Source organism: Cyclobacterium xiamenense (genome assembly GCF_042140265.1).
GTDB classification, from domain to species: domain Bacteria; phylum Bacteroidota; class Bacteroidia; order Cytophagales; family Cyclobacteriaceae; genus Cyclobacterium; species Cyclobacterium xiamenense_A.
Window position 1 is genome coordinate 503,554 of the sequence record NZ_CP159481.1, and the last position, 26,838, is coordinate 530,391.

20 protein-coding genes are annotated in these 26,838 nt (G+C 49.9%); 16 read left to right on the top strand and 4 right to left on the bottom strand.

The genetic code is table 11. The annotated features are described in order from the left end of the window. Positions 1–117 precede the first annotated feature (117 nt). From ABWH99_RS02150 to ABWH99_RS02180, 7 genes are all read left to right on the top strand, one after another. Positions 118–2,226, top strand: coding sequence for a bifunctional aldolase/short-chain dehydrogenase (locus tag ABWH99_RS02150; protein WP_375584672.1), 2,109 nt, complete (start codon positions 118–120; stop codon positions 2,224–2,226). Positions 2,227–2,235: 9 nt separating this feature from the next. Then, positions 2,236–3,519: a TIM barrel protein gene (locus tag ABWH99_RS02155; protein ID WP_375584673.1), complete on the top strand. Its 1,284-nt coding sequence runs from the start codon at positions 2,236–2,238 to the stop codon at positions 3,517–3,519. A 33-nt stretch (positions 3,520–3,552) separates the two neighbouring features. Continuing rightward, positions 3,553–4,884 (top strand): FGGY-family carbohydrate kinase, encoded by a 1,332-nt coding sequence (locus ABWH99_RS02160; protein ID WP_375584674.1) that lies wholly within the window; start codon positions 3,553–3,555, stop codon positions 4,882–4,884. A gap of 19 nt (positions 4,885–4,903) precedes the next feature. Beyond that, positions 4,904–5,836, top strand: coding sequence for an alpha/beta hydrolase (locus tag ABWH99_RS02165; RefSeq protein ID WP_375584675.1), 933 nt, complete (start codon positions 4,904–4,906; stop codon positions 5,834–5,836). Beyond that, positions 5,785–7,131 (top strand): DUF4038 domain-containing protein, encoded by a 1,347-nt coding sequence (locus tag ABWH99_RS02170; RefSeq protein ID WP_375584676.1) that lies wholly within the window; start codon positions 5,785–5,787, stop codon positions 7,129–7,131. Before ABWH99_RS02165 ends, ABWH99_RS02170 begins: the two co-directional genes overlap by 52 nt. A 209-nt stretch (positions 7,132–7,340) precedes the next feature. Beyond that, positions 7,341–10,715 (top strand): isoleucine--tRNA ligase, encoded by a 3,375-nt coding sequence (gene ileS, locus ABWH99_RS02175; protein WP_375584677.1) that lies wholly within the window; start codon positions 7,341–7,343, stop codon positions 10,713–10,715. Positions 10,716–10,718: 3 nt separating this feature from the next. Next, positions 10,719–11,354 carry a lipoprotein signal peptidase gene (locus ABWH99_RS02180; protein WP_375584678.1) on the top strand — a complete coding sequence of 212 codons (636 nt, stop codon included), beginning with the start codon at positions 10,719–10,721 and terminating at the stop codon, positions 11,352–11,354. 282 nt (positions 11,355–11,636) lie between these two features. On the opposite strand, the gene ABWH99_RS02185 is transcribed toward ABWH99_RS02180, so the two are convergent. The 3 genes from ABWH99_RS02185 to ABWH99_RS02195 all read right to left on the bottom strand — a co-directional run bounded on the left by ABWH99_RS02185 (position 11,637) and on the right by ABWH99_RS02195 (position 16,775). Next, positions 11,637–15,011 carry a PKD domain-containing protein gene (locus ABWH99_RS02185; RefSeq protein ID WP_375584679.1) on the bottom strand — a complete coding sequence of 1,125 codons (3,375 nt, stop codon included), beginning with the start codon at positions 15,009–15,011 and terminating at the stop codon, positions 11,637–11,639. A gap of 195 nt (positions 15,012–15,206) precedes the next feature. Then, entirely contained in the window at positions 15,207–16,301 is a 1,095-nt protein-coding gene (locus tag ABWH99_RS02190) for a P1 family peptidase (protein WP_375584680.1), read from the bottom strand. A 3-nt stretch (positions 16,302–16,304) separates the two neighbouring features. Continuing rightward, positions 16,305–16,775, bottom strand: a complete 471-nt coding sequence (locus ABWH99_RS02195) for a hypothetical protein (protein ID WP_375584681.1) — start codon at positions 16,773–16,775, stop codon at positions 16,305–16,307. 434 nt (positions 16,776–17,209) lie between these two features. Between ABWH99_RS02195 and dapF the strand changes: the two genes are divergently transcribed. Genes dapF through ABWH99_RS02220 form a run of 5 tightly spaced genes read left to right on the top strand, consistent with a single transcriptional unit; the run spans position 17,210 to position 23,975 of the window. Further along, the gene (gene dapF / locus ABWH99_RS02200) at positions 17,210–17,995 is read left to right on the top strand and encodes a diaminopimelate epimerase (RefSeq protein ID WP_375584682.1); all 786 of its coding nucleotides are present in this window, start codon (positions 17,210–17,212) and stop codon (positions 17,993–17,995) included. 57 nt (positions 17,996–18,052) lie between these two features. After that, positions 18,053–21,433, top strand: coding sequence for a preprotein translocase subunit SecA (secA, locus tag ABWH99_RS02205; protein ID WP_375584683.1), 3,381 nt, complete (start codon positions 18,053–18,055; stop codon positions 21,431–21,433). Positions 21,434–21,444: 11 nt separating this feature from the next. Continuing rightward, positions 21,445–21,996 carry a hypothetical protein gene (locus ABWH99_RS02210; protein ID WP_375584684.1) on the top strand — a complete coding sequence of 184 codons (552 nt, stop codon included), beginning with the start codon at positions 21,445–21,447 and terminating at the stop codon, positions 21,994–21,996. Continuing rightward, positions 21,983–23,170: a M20 family metallopeptidase gene (locus ABWH99_RS02215; protein ID WP_375584685.1), complete on the top strand. Its 1,188-nt coding sequence runs from the start codon at positions 21,983–21,985 to the stop codon at positions 23,168–23,170. Before ABWH99_RS02210 ends, ABWH99_RS02215 begins: the two co-directional genes overlap by 14 nt. A gap of 19 nt (positions 23,171–23,189) precedes the next feature. Then, the gene (locus tag ABWH99_RS02220) at positions 23,190–23,975 is read left to right on the top strand and encodes a S1/P1 nuclease (RefSeq protein ID WP_375584686.1); all 786 of its coding nucleotides are present in this window, start codon (positions 23,190–23,192) and stop codon (positions 23,973–23,975) included. A 3-nt stretch (positions 23,976–23,978) separates the two neighbouring features. Here ABWH99_RS02220 and ABWH99_RS02225 read toward each other — a convergent pair whose 3' ends face one another. Beyond that, positions 23,979–24,440 (bottom strand): ComF family protein, encoded by a 462-nt coding sequence (locus ABWH99_RS02225; RefSeq protein ID WP_375584687.1) that lies wholly within the window; start codon positions 24,438–24,440, stop codon positions 23,979–23,981. Between the two features lie 366 nt (positions 24,441–24,806). Between ABWH99_RS02225 and ABWH99_RS02230 the strand changes: the two genes are divergently transcribed. The 4 genes from ABWH99_RS02230 to ybeY are packed head-to-tail and all read left to right on the top strand — an operon-like array spanning position 24,807 to position 26,832. Beyond that, positions 24,807–25,169 (top strand): hypothetical protein, encoded by a 363-nt coding sequence (locus ABWH99_RS02230; protein WP_375586527.1) that lies wholly within the window; start codon positions 24,807–24,809, stop codon positions 25,167–25,169. Next, positions 25,166–25,939 (top strand): exodeoxyribonuclease III, encoded by a 774-nt coding sequence (locus ABWH99_RS02235; protein WP_375584688.1) that lies wholly within the window; start codon positions 25,166–25,168, stop codon positions 25,937–25,939. The genes ABWH99_RS02230 and ABWH99_RS02235 overlap by 4 nt, the downstream gene beginning before the upstream one ends. Positions 25,940–25,964: 25 nt before the next feature. Continuing rightward, positions 25,965–26,366, top strand: coding sequence for an ATP-binding protein (locus ABWH99_RS02240; protein WP_375584689.1), 402 nt, complete (start codon positions 25,965–25,967; stop codon positions 26,364–26,366). Position 26,367: 1 nt separating this feature from the next. After that, positions 26,368–26,832: an rRNA maturation RNase YbeY gene (ybeY, locus tag ABWH99_RS02245; protein WP_375584690.1), complete on the top strand. Its 465-nt coding sequence runs from the start codon at positions 26,368–26,370 to the stop codon at positions 26,830–26,832. Positions 26,833–26,838: the final 6 nt, after the last annotated feature.

The following is a 26,838-nucleotide window of genomic DNA, read 5'->3' on the forward strand; positions in this document are numbered from 1 at the left end:
AAGGCGCTGGCGTTTTTTCCTCCTAATCAGCATAGAACAGGACAGTTAAAAACTAATGATAAATTATATTCGCTAAATCTATAAAATTAAAAGCAGTTAAATCTATTCAATTTTAATATGGCAATTACAAAAGACACGTTTAAGCACGTAGATTACTTGTGGGATGAGGAAAAGGCAAAATCTCTGGGAGACGATCAAATCGCGCTTTTGCTCTACAGGTCCAATATTTTGGGTGCGGACTTGCGGATAACCAACTACGGGGGCGGCAACACCAGTTGCAAAACCATCGAAAAAGATCCCCTTACCAAGAAAGATACCGAAGTAATGTGGATCAAGGGCTCAGGTGGAGATATCGGTACCTTGAAAAGAAATGGCCTGGCAGGATTGTACATGGACAAGCTACTTTCGTTAAAAAACGTGTACAGAGGGTTGGAATTTGAAGATGAAATGGTGGCTCTTTTCAACCATTGCATCTACGATCTGGATTCAAAGGCTCCTTCCATCGATACCCCGCTTCATGCGTTTTTACCATTCAAACACATCGATCACCTCCATCCGGATGCGGCCATTGCCATCGCTGCCTCTAAAGATGGAGAAAAGATCACGCAGGAGCTATTTGAAGGCCAAATCGCCTGGGTTCCCTGGCAGCGCCCCGGTTTCGACCTGGCATTGAAACTGGACGAAGCCTTGAAAGCGAACCCGGGAATTCGGGGCATCATGCTCGGAGGCCACGGGCTCTTTACCTGGGCAGAGACTTCTTACGAATGCTACATCAACAGCCTGGAGGTTATTGACAAAGCCTCTCAATACCTGGAAGAAAACTACGGAAAAGAACGCCCGGTCTTCGGTGGACAGAAGGTTCAATCCCTACCCGAGCCCGAGAGAAAAAAACAAGCATCAAAGCTTGCGCCGCATTTAAGAGGGCTGGCTTCCAGCTTTAACCGCATGGTCGGCCATTTTTCTGATGACGAGCGGGTATTGGAGTTCATCAATAGTAAAGACCTTGAAAAACTGGCTCCGCTGGGTACCAGCTGTCCCGACCACTTTTTGCGGACAAAGATCCGACCCCTGGTACTGGACATTCCGGCCGACAAGGATCTCAGCGATATGAGCGAGGTGACCGCGTATTTGGAAAAAGAATTTGAAAATTACCGGCAATATTATACCAAGTATTACGAAGACCACAAACGGGACAACAGTCCAGCTATTCGAGATTCCAACCCAGTGGTGATTTTATGGCCCGGCGTGGGCATGTTTTCTTATGCCAAAAACAAACAAACCGCTCGCGTAGCCAGTGAATTCTACACCAATGCCATCAACGTGATGAAAGGTGCAGAAGCGATTTCCGAATACGTTTCCCTTCCCCTGCAGGAAGCATTTGATATTGAATATTGGTTGCTGGAAGAGGCCAAGTTACAGCGCATGCCCAAGGAACAACCCCTTTCCCGTAAAGTAGCCTTTGTGACCGGGGGTGCAGGCGGCATTGGAAAAGCCATTGCGGACAAACTAGCCAAAGAAGGCGCCTGTGTATTCATCACCGACATCAACCAAAGCAATTTGGAAGCGGCGGTGGATAGTTACAACAGGGATACCGGCGCCGGTTCGCTGATGGACGTCACCAAGATGGAAGACATCGAAGCTGCGTTGCAAGCCGCCTGTTTGAAATTTGGAGGCGTGGATATCGTCGTAAACTGCGCGGGGCTGGCCATCTCCAAGCCAATCGATCAAACCACCGAAAAAGACTGGGACATTCTTCAAAACGTGCTGGTAAAAGGTCAGTTTGCCGTTTCCAAAGCAGCGGTAGTCATCCTCAGGGCCCAAAACAAAGGTGGAGATATCGTCAATATTGCCAGTAAAAACGCGTTGGTGTCCGGTCCAAACAACGTGGGCTACGGCACCGCAAAAGCTGCTCAGGTTCATATGAGCCGACTTCTGGCCGCAGAACTTGGCCCGGATAAAATTCGTGTCAACGTGGTTAATCCAGATGCAGTGATCGAAGGCAGTAAGATTTGGGAAGGCGAATGGGCCAAAGGTCGTGCCAAAGCCTATGGCATCACCGTAGAGGAACTGCCTGCTTTTTATGCCAAGCGCACGATCATGAATGAAATCATCGGGGTAGATGACATTGCCAATGGCGTTTTCGCCTTCGTCGGCGGGCATCTCGGCAAGAGTACCGGAAATATCCTGAATGTAGATGGCGGAGTAGCAGCCGCGTTTGTACGATAAATCAGTACCATGCTATTCGATAAAAACCAAATCCATACACTCAATGACCAAGCTCTCCCGGATCACCGGGAGAGTTTTGAGTATCTAAGCCACAGGTTGTCGCAAAGAAGCATCCAGGTAAATGAGCTGATTAAAAAGATCCGGGAGTTCCAGGTCGCCATCCCTAGCTGGGCACTGGGTACCGGAGGCACCCGCTTTGGTCGGTTTCCCGGAGGCGGTGAACCACGCTCACTGGAAGAAAAAATCACGGATGTCGGCATCCTGCATGCCTTGAACGCCGGGTCAGGGGCCATTTCCCTACACATTCCCTGGGACATTCCGGACAACGTTGAAAAAATAAGGGAACATGCAGCCGCCAACGGATTACTGTTCGATGCGGTTAATTCCAACACCTTCCAGGACCAACCCGATCAGGAGCTTTCCTACAAGTTTGGTTCCCTTTGTCACACGGACGCCCGTGTGCGACAACAAGCGGTAAACCACAACCTGGAAGTCATCCAATATGGAAAAATGCTGGGATCCAAATCCCTCACGGTGTGGCTCGCCGACGGCTCCTCGTTTCCCGGCCAAATGAATTTCAGAAAAGCTTTGCAGCGGACCCTGGATTCGCTCAAGGAAATCTACGAGGGCATGCCTGCAGACTGGAAGTTATTTGTGGAATACAAACCGTACGAGCCCTACTTTTACCACACGGTTATTCAGGACTGGGGTACGTCTCATTTGCTGGCCTCCCAACTAGGAGAGCGGGCATATACCCTGGTAGACCTGGGACACCACCTGCCCAATACCAATATTGAGCAGGTAGTAGCTACCCTGATGATGCAGGGAAAACTGGGTGGCTTTCATTTCAACGATTCCAAATTTGGTGACGACGACCTCACGGTAGGCGCCATGAAACCGTACCAGTTATTTCTGATTTTCAACGAATTGGTTGAGGGAATGGAGGACCCCAGGTCGGCCAATCCTTCCCCCGCCTGGATGATCGATGCCAGCCATAATCTGAAGGACCCCATGGAAGACCTGTTGCAATCCGTGGAGGCCATTCAACTGGCGTATGCGCAGGCCTTGATCGTGGATCGGGCAGCCCTGGAAAACGCCCGGGATAGCAATGATCCTGTGCTGGCGCAAGAAATCCTGCAGGAGGCCTTCCGTACGGACCTGAGGCCCTTGATTGCCGAAGCGAGGCTTCAGTCCGGGGCGGCCCTGCACCCTATTCGCGTTTTTCGCCAACTGGAGGTTCGAAAAACACTCGTAGGGGAGCGCGGAACCAAAAGCCTGGCCACTGGCCTGTAATGTATCCCTTCTTTTCGTTAAACCAACCATCCAATGCCTAAACCGGTAATTGCCATCTTTGACATAGGTAAAACCAACAAAAAGTTCTTCCTGTTCGATGAGGACCTGAATGAAATAAACGAAGAATACGTAAAGTTTCCGACGATCACCGATGACGATGGGGACGAATGCGACGATTTGGAGAAAATTACCCGCTGGGCCAAAGACACCGTAGAAGCGCTGTGCAAGCATCCCGCCTACGAAATCAAAGCCCTTAATTTCTCCACCTACGGCGCTTCCTTCGTCTCCATCGACGAGAATGGCAAGCCCCTGACGCCTATTTACAACTACCTGAAAGACTTTCCGGAGGACCTGCACCGGGAATTCTACGAAGCCTATCCCGAAGCAACGATCAACCTGGCCACTGCTTCGCCTACCCTGGGAATGCTGAATTCCGGTCTGCAGCTGTATTGGTTGAAACGAAAGAAACCTGAAATTTTCGAGAAGGTCGCGTATTCCCTGCACCTGCCGCAGTACATTTCATTTTTGTTCAGCGGTGAAGCAGTGAGCGAACCTACCTCCATTGGCTGTCACACCAAGCTTTGGGATTTTCCGAAGAAAGATTACCACGAATGGGTCTATAAAGAAGGGATCGCCGAAAAACTACCCCGCCAGGTACCAACCACCCAAAGCTTTGAGCGGTTGATTTGTGGCAAAAAAGTACAGGTAGGCGTGGGAATCCACGACAGCTCTTCTGCATTGGCTTCCTATCTGATCAAAATCAACGAACCCTTTATCCTGATTTCGACCGGCACCTGGAGCATCACCCTCAATCCCTTTCCCCACGAAGAACTAAGCCTGGAGGAGTTGCAAAACGACTGCCTGAACTTTCTATCCATTCATGGCCAAACGGTCAAAGCAAGTCGATTCTTTCTTGGCTACGAACTGGACCATCAGTTGGAAAAACTAAATGCTCTCTTCGGAAAAGAAAGCAAGTACTACAAAGACATCCTTCCGGATGAAGCATTGGTAAAGCGCCTATTGGAGGGAGAAACCCCGGGTACCTTTTATCCGGAAACGATTGCCCGAACCCCTCTGGTGAAATCGATTTTTCCGGAAAATCGCTGGGAGATTTCGGCTTTTCCAGATTTTGAAACCGCCTACCACCAGTTGGTCTACGGATTGGCCAGAATGCAGGTAGCCTCTCTCATCCTTGCAAAGGGTGGGTCGGATACAAAAAAAGTGTATATTGACGGTGGTTTTGTACACAATAAGGTATTTATCCGGTTCCTAACGGAATTATTGGAAGGCTACGAATTGGAGTTTTCTGATTTTCCCCTGGGTTCTGCCTACGGTGCCGCCTTGATGCTCAAAGCCTATTCTTAACTCATACCAATCAAAAAACATGCGTTCCTTATACCTCCTGGCCTGCTTGCTTATGGTTACCAACGTTTCCTGGGGACAAACCGAACCCATCACGCTGAATATCTATCCGGGAGAAGTGCCCTTCCAGAAAGAAACAGCCGTCACCGAGGTCGTTCAACAAAACGACATTTTGGTCATCAGCAAGGTCCAACTTCCTCAAATCCAGGTTTTTCTTCCAGCCAAAAGATCCGCTACCGGAAAAGCTGTGATTATTTGCCCGGGGGGTGGATACGGAGTACTTGCTTACGACTGGGAGGGACTGGACATCGCCAAATGGCTAAACAGCCAGGGAATCGCAGGAATCGTCCTGAAATACCGCTTGCCCTCCTCAGAAACCCAAACACGACCGCACGTGGTACCCATGGCTGACGGTCAGCGGGCCATTCGCCTGGTGCGCCACCATGCGGAAGAATGGGGCATAGATCCGGATCAAATTGGGATCATGGGATTTTCCGCAGGAGGTCACCTTGCTTCCACGTTGGGTACACATTTTGATTCCGGTAACCCGGGCGATGAGGATGCCGTTGAACACGAATCCAGCCGTCCGGATTTTATGATTCTTGGGTACCCGGTAATTTCCTTTACCGAACACATTACCCATATGGGTTCCCGAAACAACCTCATCGGCAAAGAGCCCGACCCGCAGTGGGTCAGCTATTTTAGCAACGAAACGCAGGTCCGGGCAGACAGCCCACCCACCTTTCTGTTCCACTCCCAGGACGACAAAGCCGTTCCGGTAGAGCATAGCTTGCTCATGTATCAAGGGCTGCGAGAAAAACAAATTCCCGTAGAAATGCACCTGTATCCGACCGGCGGACACGGGTTTTCCCTGTCTGTAAATAGCGAGGGAACCCAAAAAGGATGGATGGAGAGTCTCATCAACTGGATGCAACATTTACCCCCCTCCCTGTGAAACCGCTTCGAATAACGGCCAACCAAAGGTACCTGGAAAATACCGACGGGGAGCCATTTTTATGGGTAGGGGACACCGCCTGGGAACTCTTACACCGGTTGAGCCTGAACGAAACGGAGCTTTATTTTCAAAACCGGAAAGACAAAGGCTTTTCCTTGATTCAAACCGTTGTCCTGGCCGAATTGGACGGGTTGCACCGCCCCAACGCCAATGGGGAAGTTCCCCTACACGAGGACAACCCGACGCGGCCCAACGAAGCCTATTTTGCGCACGTGGATCAGGTAGTGGCGATGGCAGAGAAAATGGGCTTGTACCTGGGCTTATTGCCTACCTGGGGCGACAAGTTCAATAAGAAATGGGGCAGCGGTCCGGAAGTTTTCACTCCGGCGAACGCCCGAGCCTTCGGAGAATTTCTTGGCAAGCGCTATGCCAAATGTCCGCACATTGTTTGGATTCTCGGCGGGGACCGAATTCCGGAAACAGCGCTGCATCGGGAAATCATTGAACAAATGGCAGGCGGTATCCGGAACCAGCAAGCCCATTGCCTCATGAGCTATCATCCGAGTGGGGGAAACCTGGCCAGCGATCACTTCGGAAAGGCTGGCTGGCTGGACATAGATCTTTTCCAAAGTCGCCATCAGAAAGGGTTCCGGGAGTATCGGTTTACCCGAAAAGGAAGAAAACGCAACCCGCCAAGGCCCATCATTGACGGTGAACCTGGCTACGAAAACATTCCAAACCTGCTAAATAAATGGCACTTTCAGCGACTGGATGCCAGCGATATACGCCGGGCCGCCTACTGGAACTTGCTCTCCGGAGCCGCAGGCCATACGTACGGATGCAACGAGATCTGGCAAATGTACGATGGAAAAACCGAACCTCTTTTTGGGGCACAGTTTTCCTGGAAGGAAGCCCTTGACCTTCCCGGTGCCAGGCAAATGGGCATCCTTCGGAGAATTTTCGACAGTCTGCCATGGCAACAGATGGTGCCGGATCCTTCCCTGCTTCGGGGAGTCAACTGGTGGGCGAGACCCGTAAAAATTGCACTGGCCAGTCCCGACAGAAGCTGGGTCTTGATATACAGCCCGCAAGGAAATTCCCTGACGGTCAGGTCTGCCCTCTTCCGTAAAAAAGAAAAGGTGGCCTTTTGGCTGAACCCCGAAACCGGAGAAAAGACCGAGGTGAAAGGCAGGATAAGCTCCAGATTTCAGGTTCCCGATCCCCAAAGCGACTGGTTGCTGCTGTTGCTTGACAAGGCCAATCTGGAAAAATGGTCCCTTGTCTCCGATCGTTAACCTCCGGCATCCACTGCCGGGAGTTGCGTTCGGAGGATTTCTTTCGTTTCCTTCTTTTTAAGCATTGATTGTGTTCTTGGCAGTTTTTACACAATTGCCATACATATCCCCTGGTTTTCTATTAACTTTACGCCTCCTTTTGAGGCAGTTGTCAGCTGCTCCAAACCAAGAATAGGGAATACCTAAACCGAAAACCGTTTCTAGTTGCAGTGAAAAAATATCAGGAGTACAAACAAGTGGAGTACCCCCGCATTGGGGAAGATATATTGGCTTTTTGGAAAAGCAACGAAATTTTTGAAAAATCGGTCGCGAATAGGGAAGGGGCTCCTACCTATACTTTCTACGAAGGACCGCCTTCTGCCAACGGCACTCCGGGAATTCACCATGTCATGGCCCGGGCAATCAAAGATGTTTTCTGCCGCTACAAAACCCAGAAAGGATTTCAGGTTAAACGAAAAGGCGGTTGGGACACCCACGGGCTACCCGTGGAACTCCAGGTAGAAAAAGAGCTGGGCATCACCAAAGAAGACATTGGCAGCAAAATTTCTGTAGAGGCATACAACCAAAAATGCCGGGAAACAGTCATGCGCTTCAAGGACGAATGGGACGATTTGACCGAAAAGATTGGCTATTGGGTAGACCTTAACGATCCCTACATCACCTTCGACGCCAAGTACGTGGAGAGTCTCTGGTACCTGCTGAAAAAACTCTACGAGAAAGACCTGCTTTACAAGGGATACACCATACAGCCCTATTCACCTGCAGCCGGAACCGGCCTGAGTTCGCACGAACTCAACCAGCCGGGGTGTTACCGGGATGTAAAAGATACGTCTATCACCGCTCAGTTTAAGGTGCGGGGAGAGAAAGACGTTTACATCCTGGCCTGGACCACTACGCCCTGGACCCTGCCCTCCAATTCGGCCCTGGCCATTGGAGAAAAACTGGATTATGTAAAGGTACGAACATTCAATCCCTACACCTTCGAGCCAGAAACGGTTATTTTGGCAAAGGACCGAATGTCCGCGTATTTTCATCCAGAGGGCGGCGGAAAGGAACTTAACGAATTTAAACCGGGAGACAAGATTATTCCCTATCGGGTCCTGGAACATCTCAAAGGCAAAGACCTGTTGGGGCTGAAGTACGAGCAATTGTTTCCCATTCCCGAACTGTCCCTTCCCGATCCTGCATTTTCGGTAATTGCGGGAGATTACGTGACCACCGAAGACGGCACCGGGGTCGTTCACCTGGCAAAAGCTTTTGGCGCAGATGACTTTCGAACCCTGACACAGCAGCAGGTTCCGGGTATTTTTGTCAAAGACGAGCGGGGACAAGAAATCCCGATTGTGGACAAAAAAGGCAAATTCCTGCCCATTGTAGGCAGGTACCTCAAAGCCAAAATGGAAACCCACGGGATTCAGGCCCATAAAACGCTAAGTGAAAATGATTTTTACGTCAAGAACTACTTGCTGGAAGACGAAGAAGACAAGGCCTATAAAAGCACCGACGTCATTATTTCCATTATTCTGAAAAACGAAAACAAGGCTTTTAAAGTAGAGAAATACGAACACAGCTATCCCCATTGCTGGCGTACAGATATGCCCATTCTGTATTACCCCCTGGAAAGCTGGTTTATCAAAACCACCGCTTACAAAGAGCAATTGGTCGCCCATAACCGCAGTATCCACTGGAAACCGGAATCTACCGGAACCGGTCGGTTTGGAAACTGGCTCGAAAATCTGGTGGACTGGAACCTCAGTCGTTCCCGGTACTGGGGAACACCCTTGCCGATTTGGCGAAACGAAGCCGGCACAGAGACCCGTTGCATCGGTTCCATCGCCGAACTGGAGGAGGAAATTGAACGGGCCGTAGCGAAAGGCTACATGACCGCATCCCCTTTTAAGGGAAAAACACCCGACCTGCACCGGCCCTACGTGGACGATATTGTCTTGGTAGGAGCCAAGGGCGACAAACTCTTCCGCGAGCCCGACTTAATCGACGTTTGGTTCGATTCCGGGGCCATGCCCTATGCGCAATGGCACTATCCCTTTGAAAACGAGGAACGCTTCAAAGCCAATTACCCGGCCGACTTTATTGCCGAAGGGGTCGATCAGACCCGGGGCTGGTTTTTTACCCTACATACCCTGGCTGTGATGCTTTTTGATAGCGTAGCGTTTAAAAATGTGATTGCAAACGGCCTGGTGCTGGATAAAAATGGAAACAAAATGTCCAAGCGCCTGGGAAATGCTGTGGATCCTTTTCAGACGTTGAAAGAATTTGGGCCGGATGCCTTGCGCTGGTACATGCTTAGCAATGCCAACCCCTGGGACAACCTCAAGTTTAATCAGGAGGGCGTAGCGGAGGTTCAACGCCGGTTTTTTGGTACGCTTCAAAACACCTATAATTTCTTTGCGCTCTATGCCAATCTGGACGAATTTGTCTACCAGAAGGAAAGCAAAATTCCTGTGGAAAACCGGGCGGAATTGGACCGATGGATCCTTTCCAAATTGCAATCCCTGATCCATGCAACAGGTGAAGCGTACGAAAACTACGATGTAACCCCTGCCACCCGGGGGATCATGAACTTTACCGTGGACCAGCTCTCCAACTGGTACGTACGACTGGCCAGAAAACGGTTTTGGAGGGGAGAAATGAACGCCGACAAACAGGCCGCCTACGAAACCCTCTACGAATGCCTGGAAACCCTGTGCAAGTTAATGGCGCCCGTAGCTCCGTTTTATGCCGATTGGTTGTTCAAAAACCTTACTGCCAGCCAAAAAGAAGCCGCCCAGTCGGTACACCTTACGGACTGGCAAGATGCCGACGCGACTTTGATACAGGAGCCGCTCGAAAAAAGTATGCAGTTGGCACAGGAAATCTCTTCATTGGTGCATTCGCTCCGTAAAAAAGAAAAGCTGAAGGTCCGTCAGCCCCTGCATAAAATACTGATTCCGGTGCTGCAATCCGAAACCCAGGCCTATATTCAACACGTGGAAGAACTGATCAAATCCGAGGTAAACGTTAAATCCGTTGAGTACATTGACGATACCTCCGGAATTTTGGTAAAAAGCATCAAACCCAATTTCGCGGCTTTGGGGAAACGCTTTGGTCCCAAAATGAAGCAAGTCAACCAAATCATTCAAAAATGGGGACCGGAAGAGATCGCCGCAATCGAGCGCGCCGGACAGCTGCACATTCGGGTGGACGAGACCGAAGAAGTCATCTCGCTGGAAGAAGTTTTGATTCAATCCCAGGACATTCCCGGTTGGTCCGTGGCCAGCGATAACGGCATTACCGTTGCATTGGACGTTACACTTACCAGCGAACTCAAGGAGGAAGGCATTGCGCGGGATTTTGTCAACCGCATTCAAAACCTGCGAAAAGATTTGGGGATGGAAGTGCAGGACAAAATACGCATACAGGCAGCAGCCTCGGAGCAGCTGGTAACCGATGCGCTGAGCCATTTTTCGGACTATATCAAAACCGAAACCCAGGCAATGGCATTGGAGATAGAGAACGAAATTGTACATCCAACCGTACTAGACATGGACGAGTTTACACTCTCCGTCGCTGTAGAGAAAGTTTAGGCTATGAAATATTTCAAGTATTTTGGCATCACCCTAGTCGTGATCCTCTTGGACCAGGCAGTTAAAATGCTGGTACACAACGGTATGGATTTTGGTACCGCCGGACAAATCAAGGTGTTCGGAGATTGGTTTAAGCTACACTATACCACCAATCCGGGAATGGCCTTTGGCATGCAACTGGGCTCGGAATATGGAAAATTAATTTTAACCAGTTTTCGGTTGGTGGCGATGTTTGGCATTGGCTATTACTTGTATGCCTTGATACAAAAAAAGGCCCACCCGGGATACATTTTTTGTATCTCCATGATCTTGGGCGGAGCCATTGGAAATTTGATCGATAGCGTTTTCTACGGCGTATTGCTTGGCAATGCCCCATTTGATGCGCCCAACCCCTGGTTTCACGGACAGGTAATCGATATGTTTTACATCGATATCTGGGAAGGCTTTGTTCCGGAATGGGTTCCCATTTTTGGAGGCAGCTATACCGCCCTCTGGCCGATTTTCAATATCGCAGATGCCTCTATTTTTGTTGGGGTGGCCATCATTCTTCTCTACCAAAAGCGGTTTTTTGATGAAGCGAACAAATCCGAGGAGGAGGATGACGTACAAAAACAATTTATCGACGAGAAAAATAGCTAGGACCCGGCATTTTATTGACTAGAGATCCGATTTGTCGCTGCGGAACTTGATTCCCGGAATAGGTAGCTACCGGAGGGTGCTATTGCCTGCAGAATCCTCCGAATCTCTTTTTGGACTGAAAGCAGCCTAGCGATCCGACAAAAACCTGCTTCACTCAATGCCCTGCTCCCTCGGTGAGGGTGCAAAAGCCCACCAGAACCGAGTACAGCGGGAGCCCAGCCTTTTGAGGTGGAGTTGCCCAATGCCCTTCCCAGGGAAGTCGTGCTGCTTTTTTGATTTCTACTAGCGGATTAATAAAAATGAACCCGATTGCGTTTCGGTACCTCCATTGGGAGCGGTATAATTGACCCGGTACACGTAGCTGCCTGCAGGAGCCGGATTCCCCTGGTAGTTGCCATCCCATCCCTGTGACAAGGTATCCCTGGTATAGAAGATCACTTCTCCCCATTTAGTAAACACCCAGAATTCGAGGCCGTCTACTTTGGTAAAAACAGGAAAATAATGGCTGTTGCTGCCATCCGGAGCATCCGGGGTAAAGGCATCGGGCATGCGTACTTCAAAAGGCAGAACGGTGATCTCCCTGTTAAACTCAGCCGTGCAGCCATTCCCATCCAGCAACTCCAAATGCACCCAGTAGGTGCCCTGCTGCCGGTACGCATGGGTCGGGTTCATTTCAGTGGACTGCGTCCCGTCCCCAAAATCCCAACGAAACGAAATAACGTTTCCGTTAAATTGTGGTTCAAAGGATACCCCATCTCCGATAAACACATCGGTAGTCACCCCTCCGGGTCCGGAATAGGTAAAGGTAGCATCCAAGGCATAGGGAAGGACCGATACATTCTGGGTGGAAGCACAGCCCTTCTCATCAGTCAGGGTGACGGTGTAGGATCCCGGCTGAGAACTGCTCATTGTAAATCCATTGTCTGAGATTTCTCCACCACTCCACGTAATCTCCAACCCCGCTTCGTTCTGCTCCGAAACCACCAGAAAGGTCGTTTTCAAACCAGGTTCCCCGCATAGCACTTCTGTAGAAGAGGCAACGGTAAACACCGGAGGTTCCGGCGCTTCAATCACAAACGTTTCCTCCCGGCTGCAGCCGGACTCGTTGGAAACGATCACCGAATAGCTTCCCGGGCCGATATTGGCTAAAAGAGGAGTGGTCGCTCCGGTAGACCAGGCGTAACTTAGGGCATTTGGATCTCCCGCAGGAAAAATTTCTATGGAAGCGGTTTGTAGCTCTTCGCAGCCCTGTGGGGGGCTGATAGCATGCGTGTACGCCAACGGCTCGGCTCCTGTGACCAGGAAGGTGGTCGCTTGCTGACAGCCGTTGGTGTCCGCGACCCGGATCAGGTAGCTCCCCGCAAGCATCCCTCCAAAACGTAGATTTCGAGAGCTGTCAAAATCCAGGTTTTGAACGATCTCTTCCCTGCCTTCTTCGTCGAGGCGCACCAATTCCGCACGAAGGGGCAAGGTCCCTCCGGAGATTTCAAAGCTTACCGAAGCCGCATCACCGGGGTCGCAGCCGAGGTTCAGGTACGACAACGACTCATCGATAACTATCTCCAGGGCGGGAGGTTGCTCTACAATGACGGTGCCCGTAGCGCTGCAGTCCAGGCTATCGGTGACAATTACCGTGTAGGTTCCTGCCGGCAGGTTTTCCACACTGGCGGTAGTCGAATTCCCCGGATCGTCCCACTGAAACGTAAAGGGGGGAATGCCTCCCTCTACCTGGGCGAGCACCGCCCCATCTGCTGCTCCGAAACAAGAAACCTGAGCCCCGTCGTAAGAGGAGGTCACAATAGGAAGGACCTCCATGCGTTGATGGCTCAAAGTAAACGGACGAAAACAATCGCCTTCCCCGGCAAGCACTGCCACATAGGATTGGGCTGCCTCAATTTTGGGAAAGGGATTTTCGACGGTGTATTCCACCGTTTCCGCTTCCACTGGATAGCTGGCGTAAAAACGCGTGTCCGGCGGAAAATAGCCAGTTACCAGCGACAGCGGTATATCGTCTCCGCTCAGATTGCAAAGCTGAATGGCCAGGGGATCTTCCAAATTCTCGCAAGCACCGGCTTCCCCTCGCGCTTCAAAACGAAGGGGGGCGGTCAAGGGGGTGAAAGCACAGGTCTGATCACTACCAAACCCATGGATAACCGGATTGGCGAAGGGCACTTGGGTGGCCGCATTTTTTCCGGTCACTTCCCCACTTAAGCCAAAGGAAGCCGCACATTGAAAACCCGCCGGACCGGAACAATTATCGGGAGCGAGGAGGCGGTATTCCAGGTATCCCAGCAGGGCATCCGGATCTGCCGGAACAGCGACCTCGCCTAGCTCCCAAACCAAGCTGCCTCCAGGACCCAGGGAGGCGTCGTAAAAGGGTTGTGGCGGATTGCCACTGCCGTCCAGCCAGGTAGCGTCTACCTCCTCGAAAATCACCTGTTGAGGTAGGGGGATTTCTAGTCTTCCCTCCGTTACGGCTTCCTGCCCTTTGTTTCTGATTTCGACACGAAAATCCAGCGGATCGCCGCCCGTTACCTGATAGACCTCTTCCAACTGAGGATTGTCTCCGGAAAACTGCTGAAGGGCTTCCAGTTGGGTCCGACGCGCCGAGATGGAAAAAGTGATCCCAAAAATGGCATAGGTGTCGATGACGGAGGCATAATTAAAACGGGTACGGGTTTGACCGTTGCCGATAATGGTGTTTCCTGCATTTGGAAGGTCGAAAACGGCCAGGTCCATGCCGGTATTGTTGATTAATTCGGGAGTTCGGGGGTTTCCGCCGGTATAAATACTGGAATTGAAAAAGTTAAAGGTATCGTTGCTTTCGTGCTCCAATCGGATAAACTCACCCGAGTTGACACCGCGTTCAATTTCAAAAAAATCCCCGGTGCCTCCCCGCTCTCCCTCGGCAGCCATGATGCCAAGTTTCACGGATACCGGTCCGGAAGCCACTGCAGAAAATCCCTGAAGGTCCAGAATATTGTTTTCATTTAAGTAGGATTCCACATAGGCAAAGCCATCAAAAACCACCACGTCTCGTGCCAGCATGGCGGGATTTTCGTAAACCACTACCATGCCCCAGCCGCCATAAAACCCTATGGATCCACCGGTTCCTTCCAACAAAGCCACATCGGCCAGCCAGTATTCGCCCGGACCGGAGGCTTGTACCAGGTCGGTCACATCGGCATAGCCTACGAACAAACCGTCCTGTTCCAGGTAAGATGCTGGAAACCAGATTTCGTCGTTTTGGGCGCGAACACGGGTGTAGTCTGCCTGTCCCGGACCTTTGATTTTTACTTCCTTTTTGTCATAGATTTGGGTAATCCCGGATTTGGACACCCGAAACTCCATTTGCTCAGAAGAACGCCCTGTCCAGTAAAGCCCGGCAAACAGTACCCGGGAACAGTTGGGGTCCGCACCGTTCTCGTTGGAAAAAACCAGCGTGGATGCCGAGGAATTAAATGTTTCGGGATCCTCGTCTTCGTCGATGTACACCATCGGGTAGTTGTTCTGAAAATTCAGGCTGTAATCCTCAAGCGTCAGGTTCGTGTTCCCAATGATGGTAAAATCCCCGTTAATATTGTAAATGGACGTACTCGGCCCGTTGGGACCAACGCGAGGCACAAAAGGATCGAGTACCTGCGCAGGACCCTGCACTGCCTGAAGTATCAGACACGCAAGCGTCAGGAAAAACACCTTTCGCCAACCTGCTGTATGAGTTTTTTGCGTACGAAGCACCTGGAAACGAAATTACGTTCTCGTGCTCAAGTATACAAAGAAATATTGATTGGACTCGGTTTTACCTAACAAAATAAAACTTCCCCTGCAGGGAAACGAGACATGGGATTCGGTTTATTCGGCAAACATCTGCCGGACGGCTTCTTTGGGCAAGGCCTTTACCTGCCGCCCGTTTCTTCCCCTCATGTCTTCGGCGGCAAAGAGGGAATTGATGATGGCTTCTTCCGTGGCCTCGATGGCGGCCAGAAATAAAGGGGTAACCGCCCCATTATCCAACGGAGCTACAGTGCCCGGGGAGGCTATGAGCGCTTTGGCAGTACTGAAGGCTATCACGTAATCACCACTTCCGTTGGAGGCGATTCCTCCGGTACGGGCAAGTCCCATCATTGCCCGTTTGGCAATTCGTTCCAGGTTACGCGAATCTACCGGAGCGTCGGTTGCGACGACAATCATGCAAGAACCATCGGCAGATTCCAACTGGTTTTTGAAACTGTACTGACCGAGTATTTTACCTACGGGCTTACCAGCAATCTGCAAAACCCCTCCAAAATTACTTTGTACCAACACGCCTACCGTATAGCCTCCCAAGTTGGCTGGCAGGGTACGGGAAGAAGTACCAATTCCTCCCTTGAATCCAAAACACACCGTACCGGTTCCGGCCCCCACATTGCCTTCTCTCACCGGTCCATTTTTCGCTTTTTTGATCGCTTCGACTACATGTGCAGGCCGGACATGCCTCCCTCTGATGTCGTTCAGGTAACCATCGTTGGTTTCTCCAACCACTGCATTGAGCGAGCCCACTTCTTCGTTTCCCTCCAGAAACAACATGTAATCCAAAATGCCTTCCATTCCCGCAGCGACACTCAGCGTATTGGTCAGGACTATCGGGGATTCCAGGTTTCCCAACTCCTGTATCTGGGTGCTCCCGGCTAATTTCCCGAAGCCATTGCCCACATAAACCGCAGCCGGGACTTTCATCTGAAAGAGATTTTCCGGGTGGGGCAGAATGGCTGTAACTCCGGTGCGTACCTCGTTTCCTTCCAGCAGCGTGGTATGCCCCACGGCCACACCCGGCACATCGGTGATTGCATTCCATTCACCCGGGCTCAATACGCCCAGCCTGATTCCGTAATTTCTGGCGCTGTTTTGTGCGAAAAGGTATGTTGAAGAAAATACGGATAAAACGATCAATGGAAGGAAAAGGCGCATGGGCTAGGGTTTTTCTAAAATAGAGGCCAGATCAGCCGGTGAATAATAAATGGATTTCAATGTCTTGTTATCTTCCGAACGGTAGACCAGGTACCGGCCATCGGAGGCTACGAAATAGCAGTCCGTTCCTTTCTTTTTGTAATGGTGTACCGTCTCTTCGGCTTCCTGCTTGTTTTTGCAAGCCTTACTCATGTTGGAACGCTGCACTTCGTCAAAGAGGGCGTGGAATTTTTCCGCCAGACCAAACTCCAAAATGGCCCCGGAAAGCACGTATTGTATGTCGCACAAGGCGTCCGCAACCTCTACCAAATCGTTATTGGCAATGGCAGTTTCCAATTCCCGCAACTCTTCCCGGATGAGCGATACGCGTAACTGGCAGCGGGCCGGAGAAGGAATCCCTGGATCGGATACAACCGGGTGCTTGAAAGTCTGGTGAAATTGGGCTACTGCTGAGAGGCTTTGAGGATCTTTCATGGGATAGTGCGCTATGAGCTACCAAATAAAAAAAAGGCAGACTAGGAAACAAGCGCTTTCGAATTAATTTGAAGAAGGGGTAGAAATTGTCTTTCGCCTGGGAAGTACAGACTCCAAGGTTCCCAATAGGGCCGGCAGTTCGTCAAGGTGATTTTTTTCCGGGTCCTGGATTTTGCGAACTTGCCTCGCTTCCGGCGAGGAGCAGCCAGCCTTTAAAACGAGCGGCATGGCCGTGCCGGCAGCAGAGGGTGCCAGAGGTTTAGCGGGTATTTGCGACAGTTAATTCGATATAACCCCGTAATTTCAAACAAGATGATTATTTTTGTATTCCATTCGCTCATTGGTTGGATTTTTGCAGTGTGAAAGATCCGGATTCCGTACAACTTTCGAGAAATGCTCGGATAGCGATGGCAACGTAACCGCTTTACTATCAAATGGATATAACCTTTTACAAATATCAGGGAACAGGAAACGATTTCATTATGGTGGACGGGCGCGCATTTTCCCTGGGTGCGAATCCGATTCCCCGAATCCAGGCGCTTTGTCGCAGAAGATTCGGAATTGGTTCCGACGGTTTGATTCTCTTGCAGAACAAATCCGGTTACGATTTCGAAATGCTCTATTTTAACGCAGATGGCACGCAGAGCATGTGTGGAAACGGGGCACGTTGTGCGGTAGCTTTTGCTAAATTTTTGGGAATCATCACAGATGTCACCCACTTCCTGGCTATTGACGGACCCCATCGGGCAAAAATTTCAGGAGACTGGGTAGCGTTGGAGATGGGCCCTGTACAGGAGATTTTTCCGGCAGGAGAGGACTTTTTCGTAGATACGGGATCCCCTCATCACGTACGGCTGGTGAGCAATTTGGACCAATACGATGTAGTAGGAACGGGAAAAGCAATTCGAAACGACCTTGCTACCTATCCCCGGGGCACCAATGTGAATTTCATGAAACCCTTATCCGATAACGAAATACAAGTACGAACATTCGAGCGGGGAGTTGAGGACGAGACCCTTTCCTGCGGTACGGGAGTCACCGCCTGTGCGCTGGTTTACGGCGCACAACGCAACCAACAATCAATAAAAATCAGCACCTTGGGTGGACAGCTGGAAGTACGTTTTGTAAAAAACCCCGATGGGGGTTTTGAGCAGATTGTTTTGGCGGGACCCGCCAAACAAGTGTTTTCCGGCAAGATTTCCCTGCCCGAAGCAACCTAATGCAAGGGACAGGAGTAAAGTAGTAAAAAGAACGAGCGCGATAAAGCAGTAATACACATGATAGAAGCAATAGCAAAGGGGTTAGCAAAAGTTTTTGGCACAAAATCTGACCGGGATATCAAAACACTCAGCCCGGTGGTAGGCCTTGTTAACGCCGCATACGAAAAATTAGCGGGGTTATCCGACGATGAGTTGCGGAACGAAACCCTGCTCATCCGGGCGATTATCGAAGAAGACCTGAAGACCTTCGATGAGCGCATTAGCGGATTAAAAGAGGAAATTGAAGCCTTGAGTCCCGATCAGGTGCAGGCCAAGGACGCCTTGTTCAATGAAATCGACCGGGTAGAAAAAGAACGGGACGAAGCACTGGAAGTCAGTTTGGAAAAGGTGTTGCCCAGAGCCTTTGCAGTGGTAAAGGAAACGGCCAGACGCTTGAAGGAAAACACGAAATTGACCGTCTCCGCTACGGACAGGGATCAGGAGATGGCAGCTACGAAATCTTACGTAGAGATAGTGGGAGATCAGGCCGTCTGGAGCAATCGTTGGACCGCGGCCGGAGTGGAAGTTACCTGGGACATGCTGCATTACGACGTGCAGGTCCTGGGCGGAGTAGCACTTCACCGGGGAAACATTGCCGAAATGGCCACGGGTGAAGGTAAAACGCTGGTGTCCACCTTGCCCGCCTACCTGAACGCCCTCTCGGGAAGAGGCGTACACATTGTTACGGTAAATGACTACCTGGCCAAGCGGGATTCCGAGTGGAATGCCCCTTTGTTTGAATTTCATGGCTTGACGGTAGATTGCATTGACAAATACCCTCCCAATTCCGAAGGCCGCAGAAAGGCATACGCATCCGATGTGGTTTACGGTACCGACAACGAATTCGGCTTTGATTACCTAAGAGACAACATGGCCCGGGATGCCAGAGACCTGGTACAGGGAAAACACCATTTTGCCATGATCGATGAGGTCGATTCCGTGTTGATTGACGATGCCCGGACGCCGCTGATTATTTCGGGGCCCATACCCAGAGGAGATCAACATGAGTTCTATGACATGAAACCTCGGGTCTCTACCCTGGTGGACGAACAACGAAAGTTGGTACAAAACTACCTGACAGAGGCGAAACGCCTTATCAAAGAGGGTAATGAGAAAGAGGGGGGCCTTGCCCTCTTTCGGGCCTTCCGCGGCCTACCAAAATACAAGCCGTTGATCAAATACTTGTCCGAACCGGGAATTCGGGTGATTTTGCAGAAAACGGAGAATTACTACCTGCAGGACAACAAGCGAAACATGCCGGAAGCGGACGAGCCGCTGTTATTTACGATTGACGAAAAATCCAATAGCGTCGACCTGACAGACAATGGAATCGAAACCATCACGCGAAAAAATGAAAATGCCAGTTTCTTTATCTTGCCCGATATCGGTAGTGAGATCGCAGATCTGGAAAAAGACGAATCCATCGATGACCGCGAAAAACTGGTACGAAAAGAGGAGTTGATCAAGGACTATGGCATCAAGGCGCAGCGAATTCATACCGTTAATCAGCTGCTTAAGGCCTATTGCATGTTCGAAAAGGACACCGAGTACATTCTGGTGGACGGGAAAGTGAAGATCGTGGACGAACAAACCGGACGCGTCATGGAGGGCCGGCGGTATTCCGATGGACTGCACCAGGCGATTGAAGCAAAGGAAAACGTAAAGGTAGAGGATGCTACCCAAACCTACGCGACCGTTACCCTGCAAAACTACTTCCGAATGTACCACAAGCTCTCCGGGATGACGGGAACGGCCGAAACGGAAGCAGGTGAGTTTTGGGAAATTTACAAGCTGGATGTCATTGTGGTTCCGACCAACAAACCCATTCAAAGAAAAGACCGGGAAGACAAGGTATACAAAACTGTCCGTGAAAAATTCAATGCGGTTGCTGATGAAATCAACGAGCTGACCGATGCTAACCGCCCGGTATTGGTGGGTACCACCTCGGTGGAAATATCCGAACTCCTGAGCAGGATGTTGACCATCCGAAAAATCAAACATCAGGTATTGAATGCGAAACAACACGCCAGGGAAGCTGACGTGGTGGCCGAAGCAGGAAAACCGAAGACCGTAACAATCGCCACAAATATGGCCGGTAGAGGTACCGATATCAAACTCACCCCGGAGTCCCGGCAGGCAGGGGGATTGGCCATTATTGGTACCGAACGGCACGAATCAAGGCGAGTGGACCGGCAGCTTCGGGGTCGGTCGGGAAGGCAGGGAGATCCGGGCTCCTCTCAGTTTTTTGTCTCTCTTGAAGACAATCTCATGCGGCTATTTGGTTCTGAGCGAATCGCTAAATTAATGGACCGGATGGGCCTGGAAGAAGGGGAAGTCATCCAGCATTCCATGATCACCAAATCCATAGAGCGCGCGCAACGCAAAGTAGAAGAAAACAACTTTGGCGTCAGAAAACGCCTGCTGGAATACGATGACGTAATGAATAGCCAGCGGGAGGTGGTCTACCGACGAAGGAAAAATGCCCTGATCGGTGACCGGCTTGAACTGGACATCCTGAATATCATGTACGATGTTTCGGAAGACCTGATAGAAATGGCCAAGTCCACCGAAGACCTGGAAAACTTCCGCATGAATGTGTTCAGCTCGCTGGGAATCGATTTTCAATTTACCGCCAGCGAGTTGAAAGAAAAAGACCTTCCTTCCCTCACCAAGACCTTGTTCAATGCCGCTTACGAAAGCTACCGGAAGAAAAACGAATCCATTCTCGAAAGGGCCATGCCCATTCTTCGGGACGTGCATAAAAACCGGGGAGCCACGGTGAAGGAAATCATGGTTCCGATTTCAGACGGAATCAAACAAATCGGTGTGGTGGTCAACCTCGAATCTACCCTGAAAAACGAAGGACGAGAACTGATTCGGGCGATAGAAAAAACCGTAACGCTGGCGATCATTGACCAAAACTGGAAAGAGCACCTGCGGGACATGGATGATTTGAAGCAGTCGGTACAAAATGCCGTATACGAGCAAAAAGATCCTTTGTTGATTTACAAGTTCGAGGCATTTGAGATGTTTAAACGATTTCTGGGTAAACTCAACGACGATATCGTCTCCTTTATTTCCAAATCCGATCTCCCCAAACAAGATCCGGAACAAGTGAAAGCGGCACAAGCCCAACAGAAAGCGGAACCAAAAGTGACCGCTTCCAAAGCAGAGGCGGCAAGCAGCCTCGGTAATCCATCGGGTCAACGAGCCGCAATTGCCAGCAGCCGGGCAACTGCATCGCGGGAGCCGGTAAAACCCAGAAAATCGGATAAAACCTACGGTAGAAATGATAAGGTAACCGTAAAGTATGTGGATGGAAAGGTGAAGAAAGATGTAAAATTCAAAAGCATCGAACAGGATCTTTCCGATGCAAAATGCATCATTATCGACAATTAAAATGCAGACCCATGGCAGGAAAAACCAGTCTTTCAATTCTCATTGGCGCCTTTCTTATCAGTAGCTGTGGCATCATCAATATCCGCACCAGCGGAGGAAGTGCCGAGATGTATGCAGATTATTCTGAAAACCTTGAAAGCAGCAGGATTCTATTCGATCCGCTTCCGGATCCGGAAGAGCCCGCATGGGACGCCAGCGAAGCAGCCGCTCCTATTGATCAAGAGCTAGGAAAACGGATCAACGAAATCATCGATGAAAACGATGAAGAAATGTTTCTGACTGGATACACCATATTGATTTACAGTGGCATAGACAGGGAATCTGCATTTGAAATACGTAACGAGGCCTATTCCGAAATTCCAGACATACAGACCTATATGGAATACGAACAGCCCCGGTACCTGGTAAAAGTGGGCCGATACATCAACAAAATCGAGGCCCTGGCTACCTACGAAAAAATGAAAGCTGTTTTTCCCGGCTCCCGGATTATTTCCGATCGCTACCTCAAAGATCAGGAGCTACAGAAAAAAGAAGAAGAAAAACTAGAAAATGCTGAAAGATAAAATCCAAAGCCTCGCAGCCAGCTACAAATCTGAAACGATCCGGATCAGAAGGCACTTGCATGCCCATCCGGAATTGTCCTTCCAGGAGGAGAATACCGTAGCCTTTGTAGCGGAAACCCTTCGGTCCATCGGGATCCACAACATCGAACCCAAAGCAAAAACCGGTTTGGTAGCCTTGATTGAGGGTAAAAACCCCTCGAAAAAAGTCATCGCCCTGCGGGCAGACATGGATGCCTTGCCGATAAACGAAGCCAATGAGGTACCCTACAAATCCACCCGGCCTGGCGTCATGCATGCCTGTGGACACGACGTACACACTTCTTCCTTATTGGGAACTGCACGGATTTTACACGAACTAAACGATCACTTTGAAGGAACGGTTAAATTGCTGTTTCAACCTGGGGAAGAAAGAGTTCCAGGTGGCGCTTCGATGATGATTGCTGACCATGCATTGTCCAACCCCCGCCCTGCCTCGATCATGGGACAGCACGTCATGCCACTGATACCCGTGGGAAAAGTCGGGTTCCGAAAAGGAATGTACATGGCCAGCGCGGATGAATTGTACCTGACTGTCAAAGGAAAGGGAGGGCACGGTGCCATGCCTGAAACACTGGTGGACCCCGTATTGATCAGTGCGCATATCTTGGTAGCGCTACAACAAGTGGTAAGTCGGAAAGCAGACCCGAAAACCCCATCCGTTCTTTCGTTTGGGAGAGTGATGGCAGAAGGGGCAACAAACGTGATTCCAAATGAAGTACACATTGAGGGCACGTTCCGGACGTTGAACGAAGCTTGGCGGCAGAAAGCGCACGAGCAAATGATTCGAATTGCTACCGGAATTGCCGAGGGAATGGGCGGATCCGTAGACTTCGAAGTACGGAGAGGATATCCTTTCCTGAAAAACGAACCGGAACTAACAGAACGTTCCATTCAGGCAGCGAAAGCATATCTGGGTGAAGAAAATGTAGTCGATCTGGACATTTGGATGGCTGCTGAGGATTTTTCCTACTACACCCAGGAGATGGACGGTTGCTTCTACCGGCTAGGCACCCGAAACGAAGCCAGGGGCATTGTTTCCGGTGTACACACGCCCACCTTCGATATCGATGAGGACGCCCTGGGCCTTAGTACCGGTTTGATGGCCTGGTTGGCCCTTGAAGAATTAAATCACTGACCGGAAAGCCTTTAACAAAATGACAGTAATCCTTGCGAAAAAAATGGCACTCGCCCTGCTGGTTGGCTGCTTACTGGTAGGAAGTAGCTTTGGATGGGGCCAGACGGGACACCGGGTGGTGGGGCAAATTGCTGCCTGGCACCTCAATAAAAAAGCCCAACGAGCCCTGGAGCAACTCCTTGGCTCCGAATCTCTTCCCATGGTTTCCAATTGGATGGATGAAATCAAATCCGATCCGGATTACCGGTTCATGGATCCCTGGCATTACCTTACGGTCAAAACAGGAGGCGGCTACGATCCCTCACTACAGGAAGCGGGCGGCGATGCGTTTAGTCAAACCAAAAAAATCATTTCGGCCCTGAGTGATGGGAATCTGGATACAGAAGCCAAAATTGAATACGTAAAAATGCTGGTCCACCTGGTTGGAGACCTGCACCAGCCGCTCCATGTAGGCACGGGGGAAGACCGGGGAGGAAACGAGGTAAAAGTCACATACTTCAATCAGCCTACCAATCTGCATGCCGTCTGGGATACCCGAATCATAGCTGGTAAAGAACTGAGCTATACGGAACTTGCCGAACACCTGAATCGGAGAGCAAGTACGGAACGCATACGTTCCTACCAGAGCGACCCAATGGAAAAATGGCTTCAGGAAGCCGTGGATCTACGTCCACTGATTTATGATTTGCCTGAAGACAAACGTCTTTTTTACGAATACGGCTACCGATGTTTTCCGGTGATCGAAGAACGTCTGCTGGCCGGCGGCATTCGCTTAGCGGGAATTTTGAATGAACTTTTTGGCTAAGAATCATTTTCCAGCCGCCAATACGGCAAAATCGATGCTTTTCGGATGGTGCTGCTGCATGGAAAGTGCACATGCCGCCAGCGTGGCACCTGTAGTCATCACATCGTCCACAAGCAATATGCGTTGACTGTACAGGCGTTCCGGAAACCTCACAGCAAACACGTCCCGTACATTTTCCCATCGCTCCATTCGGGTCTTATTGGTTTGGCTTTTCGTGGGCACTTCCCGAATCAGGAGGTTGGCAGCAGGTACCTGCAAGGCCGCAGCCATTCCTCCGGACAATTCCTCGCTTTGATTATAACCCCTGGCGCTTTGTTTTTTCCTGTGAAGCGGAACCGGGACCAATAGGTCCCAACAAGCAGTGAAACCGCTTTCCCGAAGCAAGTCGCCGTACATGTACCCCATCTGGCGGGCAAGTAACGGCCTGTTTCTATATTTTATTTGGTGGAGGATTTTCTGACTCATGCCATTTTTTGAAAACCGGAGGTAAGAAATGACCCTACCTACCGGAGCAAGGCCCAAAACCTTGGTTTTAAGGTCGTTATCCTCGGGAATGAGGTGGTAATCTGTCAGCGGAAGACGAGAAATACATATTTTGCAGAGCTGATTTTCAAAAGGAAAGAGGCTGCGTTTGCAAATACAACAGGTTTCAGGAAAAACCAAAGAGATAAAATCCTGCCAATAATTGAAACGCATACCTAAAATGGGTTGTTTATACGTAACGAGCCGGTTAACCTGCTATCTTTGTAGGACCGTCATACAATTAAAGGTACCAAAAATACCAACGTGAGAAAAGGGCTTTTTTAGCCAGATACAAAAACAGACATGGCATTGGTGAAAAAGGATTTGGATCTTGAGAAAAGGTGGGGCAAACTACTGGTAGGATTACAGCAATTATTGGGGAAAAAACCAACGGACCTAAATGCCGTATTGTTCATCATCGGCGTACAGGAATTGGGCAGTGGACCCAGAAATTTTTCAAAAGAAGAAAAACAGGATTTGATGCACATTGCGGTCTGCCGGATCCTGAGTCGCTCCGGGTTTTATTCCCTTGATTTTATTGATCAGGACGGTTGGCCACATTGGAAATTAGAAAAAACATTGCCACATTTGAATGCCATGGAACAAGAAAAGATGCTCAAGATTCATGTTTTGGAGTATTTCGAAGACGAATTTGAAATAGACATCAAATGAAGATCGTATCCTACAACGTCAATGGAATCCGCGCAGCCCTAAAAAAAGGCTTTTCGGACTGGCTGAAGGCAACCGATCCGGATATCATCGGGCTGCAGGAAATCAAGTCCCTGGAAAACCAGGTAGACCTTTCGGAATTCGAGGATATGGGGTATCAGGTGTACTGGTATCCTGCGGTTAAAAAGGGATACAGCGGGGTAGCTATTTTAACGAAGCCCAAACCCCTTGAGGTAACGTACGGCATGGGTATCGCAGACTACGATGATGAAGGCAGGATGATACGGGCAGATTATCCGGACTTTTCATTTATCAGTGCTTATTTTCCATCCGGTACCACCGGAGATATTCGCCAGGATTTCAAATACCGATTCCTGGACGATATTTACGGATACAGTCAAGACCTGACAAAGACCCATCCAAACCTCATTTTGAGTGGGGACTACAACATTTGCCACAAAGCCATAGACATACACAATCCTGTAGCCAATAAAAATACTTCCGGTTTTTTGCCCGAAGAACGGGCATGGATGGATAAATTTACCGATTCCGGTTTTACAGATACCTTCCGTCTGCTGAATCAATCACCGGATCAGTACACCTGGTGGAGTTACCGGGCGAATTCCCGGGCCAATAACAAGGGCTGGCGAATCGACTATCACATGACCACACCGGGTGTTAGCAAGCGGATAAGGCAAGCCGAGATTTTGACGGATGCACACCATTCGGATCACTGCCCTGTCCTGATAGCGCTAGGAGATACTACTAATTAAATCATGATTAAAGCCTAAACAATCAATGAAATCAATAAAAATATCAATCCCATCTTTGATTGAAAACATCACAATCATAGAGAGTTTCATTGATAATGCCCGGGAAAAGTTTCACATCAACGATGACATATACGGCAATATCATGATTTCCGTAACCGAATGTGTGAGCAATGCGATCATTCACGGCAACAAAGAAAACAAAAAAAAGAGCGTTCGACTGGAATTGAAATTTCTGGAAGACCAGGTTAAGTTCATCATTGAGGACGAGGGGGAGGGTTACGACTACCACCACTTAAACGACCCCACCGCTCCGGAAAACCTGGAAAAATCGGGTGGGAGAGGGGTGTTCATCATGAAGCACCTATGCGACGAAATTCAATTTGAAAAAGAGGGTAGCCGAATCATTCTCACTTTTTACATGAATTAACATGGCTGTCAACTTCTTTGAAGAAGGGATAAATGCGCAACTCAGGCAACGTCGCCGGATCAAACGCTGGCTACACGCTATCGCTGCTGCCAAAGGTTACCGTATCGACTCTTTAAATTATGTCTTTTGCACAGACGATTATTTGCACCAAATCAATCTCAACTACCTGAAACACGATACCTACACCGATATCGTTACCTTTGATCAGTCCGAACAAGACCGTACCATTGAAGGCGATGTGTTTATCAGCGTCGACCGCGTGCGGGAAAACGCCAAGCAAGAAGGCGAAACCTACCCGGCCGAACTTCTACGCGTCATCGCACACGGCTTGCTCCATTTGTGCGGATACAAAGACAAAAGCCCATCCGAAAAACACCGGATGCGAAAAGAGGAAGATCAGGCGGTGGCGCATTATTCCAAAATTACTGTTCCACGTGGAACACCAAAAGACCAAAACCTAATCTAACTGTTC

Bases quoted from the DNA above. Each gene is read 5' to 3' on its own strand.
- ABWH99_RS02150 (WP_375584672.1), top strand. From the start codon at position 118: ATGGCAATTACAAAAGACACGTTTAAGCACGTAGATTACTTGTGGGAT.
- ABWH99_RS02155 (WP_375584673.1), top strand. From the start codon at position 2,236: ATGCTATTCGATAAAAACCAAATCCATACACTCAATGACCAAGCTCTC.
- ABWH99_RS02160 (WP_375584674.1), top strand. From the start codon at position 3,553: ATGCCTAAACCGGTAATTGCCATCTTTGACATAGGTAAAACCAACAAA.
- ABWH99_RS02165 (WP_375584675.1), top strand. From the start codon at position 4,904: ATGCGTTCCTTATACCTCCTGGCCTGCTTGCTTATGGTTACCAACGTT.
- ABWH99_RS02170 (WP_375584676.1), top strand. From the start codon at position 5,785: ATGGATGGAGAGTCTCATCAACTGGATGCAACATTTACCCCCCTCCCT.
- ABWH99_RS02180 (WP_375584678.1), top strand. From the start codon at position 10,719: ATGAAATATTTCAAGTATTTTGGCATCACCCTAGTCGTGATCCTCTTG.
- ABWH99_RS02190 (WP_375584680.1), bottom strand. From the start codon at position 16,301: ATGCGCCTTTTCCTTCCATTGATCGTTTTATCCGTATTTTCTTCAACA.
- ABWH99_RS02195 (WP_375584681.1), bottom strand. From the start codon at position 16,775: ATGAAAGATCCTCAAAGCCTCTCAGCAGTAGCCCAATTTCACCAGACT.
- dapF (WP_375584682.1), top strand. From the start codon at position 17,210: ATGGATATAACCTTTTACAAATATCAGGGAACAGGAAACGATTTCATT.
- secA (WP_375584683.1), top strand. From the start codon at position 18,053: ATGATAGAAGCAATAGCAAAGGGGTTAGCAAAAGTTTTTGGCACAAAA.
- ABWH99_RS02210 (WP_375584684.1), top strand. From the start codon at position 21,445: ATGGCAGGAAAAACCAGTCTTTCAATTCTCATTGGCGCCTTTCTTATC.
- ABWH99_RS02215 (WP_375584685.1), top strand. From the start codon at position 21,983: ATGCTGAAAGATAAAATCCAAAGCCTCGCAGCCAGCTACAAATCTGAA.
- ABWH99_RS02220 (WP_375584686.1), top strand. From the start codon at position 23,190: ATGACAGTAATCCTTGCGAAAAAAATGGCACTCGCCCTGCTGGTTGGC.
- ABWH99_RS02225 (WP_375584687.1), bottom strand. From the start codon at position 24,440: ATGAGTCAGAAAATCCTCCACCAAATAAAATATAGAAACAGGCCGTTA.
- ABWH99_RS02235 (WP_375584688.1), top strand. From the start codon at position 25,166: ATGAAGATCGTATCCTACAACGTCAATGGAATCCGCGCAGCCCTAAAA.
- ABWH99_RS02240 (WP_375584689.1), top strand. From the start codon at position 25,965: ATGAAATCAATAAAAATATCAATCCCATCTTTGATTGAAAACATCACA.
- ybeY (WP_375584690.1), top strand. From the start codon at position 26,368: ATGGCTGTCAACTTCTTTGAAGAAGGGATAAATGCGCAACTCAGGCAA.